5 protein-coding genes are annotated in these 6,429 nt (G+C 71.8%); all 5 read left to right on the top strand.

The features are described 5' to 3' along the window. Positions 1–1,450: FtsK/SpoIIIE domain-containing protein (locus B9S58_RS00320; RefSeq protein WP_258044121.1), on the top strand; the 1,450-nt coding region annotated here is incomplete at its 5' end. 236 nt (positions 1,451–1,686) lie between these two features. Beyond that, on the top strand, positions 1,687–3,051 hold the full coding sequence (locus B9S58_RS00315; protein WP_103530142.1) for an ABC transporter substrate-binding protein: 1,365 nt from the start codon (positions 1,687–1,689) through the stop codon (positions 3,049–3,051). 106 nt (positions 3,052–3,157) lie between these two features. After that, positions 3,158–4,444: a carbohydrate ABC transporter permease gene (locus tag B9S58_RS00310; protein WP_103530141.1), complete on the top strand. Its 1,287-nt coding sequence runs from the start codon at positions 3,158–3,160 to the stop codon at positions 4,442–4,444. Next, entirely contained in the window at positions 4,441–5,319 is an 879-nt protein-coding gene (locus B9S58_RS00305) for a carbohydrate ABC transporter permease (RefSeq protein ID WP_103530140.1), read from the top strand. The genes B9S58_RS00310 and B9S58_RS00305 overlap by 4 nt, the downstream gene beginning before the upstream one ends. Positions 5,320–5,508: 189 nt before the next feature. Next, the coding region (locus tag B9S58_RS00300; protein WP_146063426.1) for a glycosyltransferase family 2 protein at positions 5,509–6,429 on the top strand (921 nt) is incomplete at its 3' end.

The raw sequence follows: 6,429 nt of genomic DNA, 5'->3' as shown, positions 1-6,429 counted from the left end.
GGAGGCCCAGCCCGGTGCCTCGGCGCCCCGGGCCGCGGCGGCTCCCGCGCCCCGCCCGGAGGTGGACAGCCCCAACTCGGGACGGACCCTCAGCGCGGGTCCCCGCGTCGGGCCCCAGCGCACCGCGGCCTCCTCCCCGCACCGTGACTCGGGCCGCACCCCGTACCCGGCGGCGGGCGCCCCCGACCCGGACCGGACCCCGTATCCACCGCCGGACACCCGCGACTCCGGCCGCACGCCGTATCCGGGCAACCGCTCCGACCCGGACCGGACGCCCTACCCACCGTTGGACACCCGAGACTCCGGCCGCACGCCCTACCCGGGCGCCCAGCGTTCCGGGTCGCGTCAGGCCTCCGGGGCCGGGGAGCGGGGCGACGGGGCCGCGGACCGGCCCGCCGTGCACACCGGCCGGCCGGTCATCGTGCTCGGGGCGGGCCCCCTGGGCCCCCTCGGCGTCGACCTCGCCGACGAGGGCCCGCACCTGCTGATCGAGGGGCCACCGGGCAGCGGCCGCACCGAGCTGCTCCGGGCCGTCGCCGCCTCGCTCGCCTCCGCGGCCCGGCCCGACCGGCTCGGCATCCTGCTCGTCGACGGCTCCGGCGGCGAGCACGGGGAGCGCGGCGAAGGCCTGCTCCCCTGTACGGAGCTGCCGCATGTCTTCACGCACCTCGTGGCGTGCGACCCGGTCCGGATGCGGGAGTTCGCGCAGGCCCTGGGCGGTGAGCTGAAGCGGCGCGCCGAGCTGCTCGGCGACCTGGACTTCGCCGCCTGGCACGAGCGGTACACCCAGCAGGAGACCCCCCGCGTCGTGGGCCAGCGGCCGCCGAGCGGCGCCGAGCGGCGGGGCGATCTGGACTCCCCGGCCAGCGGCACCCTGCGGCTGCGCCCGGCCGCCCGGCCCGCGGACCCCGGCCCGTCTCCGCTGCCCCGGCTCGTCGTCCTCGCCGACGACTTCGACGCGCTGGTCGCCCCGGCGCTCGGCAGTCCCGGCCGGCCCGCCGCCGGTTCGGTGGTGCGGGCGCTGGAGGCCGTGGCCCGGGACGGCGGACGGCTCGGGGTGCATCTGGTCGCCACCTCCGCGCGCCCCGACCGAACCGAGGACACCGAGCTGGCCCGCGGCGCCCGGCTGCGCATCGTGCTGGACGCCCCGGTGCTGCCGCCGTCCCCGGACGAACCGGCTCCCGGCCGGGGCAGGCTGGGGCATCCGGACGGCCGGGTGACGCCGTTCCAGGGAGGCCGGGTCACCGGCCGCATCCCGCGTACGGCGACGCTGCGCCCCACCGTCGTCCCGCTGGAGTGGGAGCGGATGGGCGATCCGCCGACCCGGCGCCCGGTCCGGGAGCTGGGCAACGGGCCGACGGACCTGGCGCTGCTCGCCAGTGCGCTGGAGCGCGCGGCCCGTTCGGTGAACGCCGAGCGGCTGCCGGCACTTGTGCCGTTCACGGCCTGACCGTGCGACCGGCTCGGCCCACTCCTGAACCTGACGCGGCACACCGGCTCGGCCCGCCCCTGCCCCGCGCGCTCCCGACATGCCCTGACATGACGTCACGAGGCGATCACGATGGACGCGTTGGGCCCTCCGGCGGTATTGCGGGGCCCGTGCACCGGGCGTAGGACTGTGCGCACGGACGACGTGGTCCGGGCATGCGCACATGGCCGGGCGCGTACGGGAGAGACGGGGCAGGAATGCGCACAACCTTCTCGATACGCAGGGCCGCACTCGTGTTCGCGGCGGTCGGCGCTCTGGCGCTCACCGGCTGCGGGGGCGACGGCGACGGCAAGAAGAAGTCGGACGACGGCTCCGGCAAGGGCACGGACAGCGCGTCCACGGTCGAGCTGCCGAAGCTGGACGGGGAGAACATCTCCGTCGCTGCGGTCTGGACCGGGCCCGAGCAGGCCAACTTCACCAAGGTGCTGGACGAGTTCGAGAAGCGTACGGGCGCGAGCGTCACGTTCGTCCCGGCGCAGGACCCGATCATCAACTTCCTGGGCACGAAGATCGCGGGCAAGCAGCCGCCGGACGTGGCGATGATCCCGCAGGTCGGCGCCATCCAGCAGGCGGCCGCGAAGAAGTGGGCCAAGCCGGTCGGCCCCGAGGCGCGGGCCCAGCTCAGCCAGAACTACGCCGAGGTCTGGCAGGAGCTCGGCAGGGTGGACGGCACCCAGTACGCCGTGTACTTCAAGGCCGCCAACAAGTCCCTGATCTGGTACAACGCCGCCGCCTTAGACAACGCGGGGGCGAGTGAGCCGAAGACCTGGAAGGACTTCCTGACGACCGCGGAGACCATCTCCGCCTCCGGCGTCACCCCGGTCTCGGTGGGCGGCGCGGACGGCTGGACCCTGACCGACTGGTTCGAGAACGTCTATCTCTCCCAGGCGGGTCCGGAGAAGTACGACCAGCTGGCGAAGCACGAGATCCCGTGGACCGACCCGTCCGTGAAGGACGCGCTGACCACGCTGGCCGGGCTGTTCGGGAAGCCCGAGCTCATCGCGGGCGGCGCGGACGGGGCCCTGCAGACGGAGTTCCCGACCTCGGTGACCCAGACCTTCACCGGGGGCGACCAGCCCAAGGGCGCGATGGTCTTCGAGGGTGACTTCGTCGCCGTCAACATCGCGCAGACCGAGGCGAAGATCGGCACGGACGCCAAGGTGTTCCCGTTCCCGGCGGTCGGCGCGGAATCCCCCGTGGTGACCGGCGGCGACGCGGCGGTGGCGCTGAAGGACACCAAGGGCGCGCAGGCGCTGCTGACCTGGCTGGCCTCGTCCGACGCGGCGAGGATCTGGGCCGAGGCGGGCGGGTTCATCTCCCCGAACAAGGGCCTGGACCTGAAGGCCTACCCGAACGACGTGCAGCGCACGATGGCCCAGGCGCTGATCGACGCCGGTGACGACGTCCGGTTCGACATGTCCGACCAGGCCCCGCAGTCGTTCGGCGGAACGCCCGGGAAGGGCGAGTGGAAGATCCTCCAGGACTTCCTGAAGAACCCGAAGGACATCGCGGGGACCCAGAAACAGCTGGAGTCCGCAGCGGTCGAGGCGTACAAGAGCTGACGCCGTGACGACAGCGACCGCGGGGGGCGCCGGTGCGGCGCCCCCCGCCGACGACACGAGTCCGCGCCCGTCCCCGCCGCCCGATCCGGGGAAGTCCCGCCGGAGCGTGACCGGCACCCGAAAGATCATCGCGGCGGCGTTCCTGCTGCCCGCGCTGGTCCTGCTCGGCGCGCTGGTGCTCTATCCGATCGGGTACTCGGTCTACCGGTCCTTCTTCGACCAGGCCGGTACGGGCTTCGCCGGGATCGACAACTACAAGGCCCTGTTCACCGACGCCACCATCCTCACGGCGGTGAAGAACAACGCGATCTGGGTGGTCTTCGCCCCGACGGTCGCCACCGCGCTCGGGCTGATCTTCGCGGTGCTGACCGAGCGGATCCGCTGGGGCACCGCGTTCAAGCTGATCGTCTTCATGCCGATGGCGATCTCGATGCTGGCGGCGGGCATCATCTTCCGGCTGGTGTACGACCAGGCTCCCGAGCGCGGTGTCGCCAACGCGGTGGCGGTGGGCGTGCACGACACGTTCAACCAGTCCTCCGGCTTCCCCAAGGCCCGCCCGCTGCCCGTGCACCCGTTGGAGAAGGGCGACGGCGGGGCGTTCGTGGGGAAGGAGCCGATCCGGGCGGGCCTGCCGCTGCTGGTGCCGCTGGTCGGCGTGGCTCCGGCGAAGATGCCCGGCGACGCACGGCCCGCCGAGGGGACTCCGACGGCCTCCGGTGACCGGATCAGCGGCACGGCCTGGCTGGACTTCACCCGGGGCGGCGGCGGAAAGCCGAATGTCGTCGACCCGAAGGAGCTGGGCCTGGAGGGCCTCACGGTCGAGGCCGTGAAGGACGGCGAGGTCGTCGCCATGGCCACGGCTGGCCCGGACGGTGTGTTCACCCTGCCGGCTTCGGCGGACGGGGCCCAACTACGGCTGCCCACCGACAACTTCCGCGAGCCGTACAACGGCGTCGACTGGCTCGGGCCGTCCCTGGTGACGCCCGGGATCATCGGCAGCTACGTGTGGATGTGGGCCGGGTTCGCGATGGTGCTGATCGCCGCGGGACTGGCCGGCCTGCCGCGCGAACTCCTGGAGGCGGCCCGGGTGGACGGCGCCAACGAGTGGCAGGTGTTCCGCCGGATCACGGTGCCGATGCTGGCGCCGGTGCTGGCGGTGGTCCTGGTGACGCTGATGATCAACGTGCTCAAGGTCTTCGACCTGGTGTTCATCATCGCGCCGGGCTCCTCCCAGGACGACGCGAACGTGCTGGCCCTCCAGCTGTACCGGTCCTCGTTCGGCACGGACGCGGACCTGGGGATCGGAAGCGCGATCGCGGTGCTCCTGCTGCTGCTGGTGATCCCGGTGATGCTGTTCAACGTCCGAAGGATCCGGAAGGAGGGACGCCGATGAGCGCACCCGACGCACCCAAGGCCAAGCGGTCCCTCGGCGCCCGGATCGCCGCCCGTGCCGGCGGCGGGGCGATGCGGGTCTTCCTGATCCTGGTCGCCCTGTTCTGGCTGATGCCCACGATCGGCCTGCTGCTGTCCTCGCTGCGCGGGCCGCAGGACATCGCGGCGACCGGCTGGTGGAAGATCTTCACCGCCCCGTCCGAGATGACCTTCGCCAACTATGAGCGGCTGCTGGACAATTCGACGATCACCGGCTCGCTCCTCAGCACGATCATGATCACCGTGCCCTCCACGGTGCTGGTGGTGGTCATCGGATCCCTCGCCGGATACGCCTTCGCGTGGATGGAGTTCCCCGGCCGGGACTGGTGGTTCCTGCTGGTCGTCGGGTTGCTGGTGGTGCCGGTGCAGGTCGCGCTGATCCCGGTGTCCGAACTCTTCGGCACCATCGGGATCTTCGAGACGACGCTCGGGGTGGTGCTGTTCCACACGGCGTTCGGCCTGCCGTTCGCGATCTTCCTGCTGCGGAACTTCTTCGCGGAGATCCCCCGCGAGCTGCTGGAGGCCGCCCGGCTCGACGGGGCCGGCGAGATCCGTCTCTTCACCCGGGTCGTGATGCCGCTGGGCGGTCCGGCGATCGCCTCGCTCGGGATCTTCCAGTTCCTGTGGGTGTGGAACGACATGCTGGTCGCGCTGATCTTCGCGGACTCCGGGTCGCCGCCGATCACCGTGGCGCTCCAGCAGCAGGTACGCCAGTTCGGCAACAACATCGACGTCCTCGCGCCCGGCGCGTTCGTGTCGATGGTGATCCCGCTGGCGGTGTTCTTCGCCTTCCAGCGGCAGTTCGTGTCCGGCGTGATGGCGGGCGCGGTCAAGTAGCCCTCACCACAAGGCTGTACACCCTCGGAGGCGTACGGCTGTACGTCAACCCGGAGCGGCCCGGTTCCCCGGAACCGGGCCGCTTCGCCGTCCGCGTCCCCCGATTGCCGCGTCCGGCGTAACCCTGTCATTCCATCCGACGTTTGCGGTCTGCCTGGTTCCCGCGAACGATCGACCCATGGATGTGTAGTGCCCCGGTTCTCCGTCATCGTGCCCGCATTCCGGGTCCAGGCGTATCTGCACGAGTGTCTGGATTCCGTGCTGGCGCAGTCCTTCGAGGACTACGAGATCGTCGTGGTCGACGACTGCTCCCCCGACGCCTGCGGGCCGATCGCCGACGAGTACGCCCGACGGGACCCCCGCGTCACCGCACTGCATCTCCCCCGCAACACCGGCCTCGGACCGGCCCGCAACGCCGGGATGGGCCGGGCGGGCGGCGACTACCTGATCTTCCTCGACGGCGACGACACCCTGCTGCCGGACGCGCTCCGGACCATCGCCGACCGGATCGACGCGACCGGCGAGCCCGACGTCCTGATGTACGACTACACCCGTACGTACTGGACGGGCCGCAGCGTCCGCAACGTCCTGGCCGCCCACCTCGACGAGGGCGGGCCCGACCGTTTCCGGCTCATCGACCGCCCGGAGCTGCTGCAACTCCTCATGGTCGTCTGGAACAAGGCGTACCGTCGTGCGTTCGTCGAGGACGAGGGGTTCACCTTCCCGCCCGGCTACTACGAGGACACTCCCTGGACCTACCCGGTGCTGATGTCGGCCGGGTCGATCGCGGTCCTGGACGCGGTGTGCGTGTCCTACCGGCAGCGGCGGCGCGGCAACATCCTCTCCACCACCAGCGAGAAGCACTTCGACGTCTTCGACCAGTACGACCGGGTGTTCGCGTTCATCGACTCCCGCCCCGAACTCGCCCTGTGGCGGCCGGTGATGTTCCGCCGGATGCTGGACCACTTCTCGGCGCTGTTCGCCTCCCGGGACCGGCTGCCGCTCCACAGCCGCGCCGCGTTCTTCCGCCGGGCGACCGCGTCCTGCCGCCGCTATCACACCCCCGGCGCCCCGGTCCCCCGCCGCGCGCTGCTGCGGCACGGCCTGCTG

The sequence above is a fragment of the Streptomyces sp. SM11 genome (assembly GCF_002910905.1).
Lineage (GTDB): Bacteria > Actinomycetota > Actinomycetes > Streptomycetales > Streptomycetaceae > Streptomyces.
The sequence above is the reverse complement of the archived record's forward strand: the minus strand, read 5'-3'. Positions and strand labels throughout refer to the sequence as shown.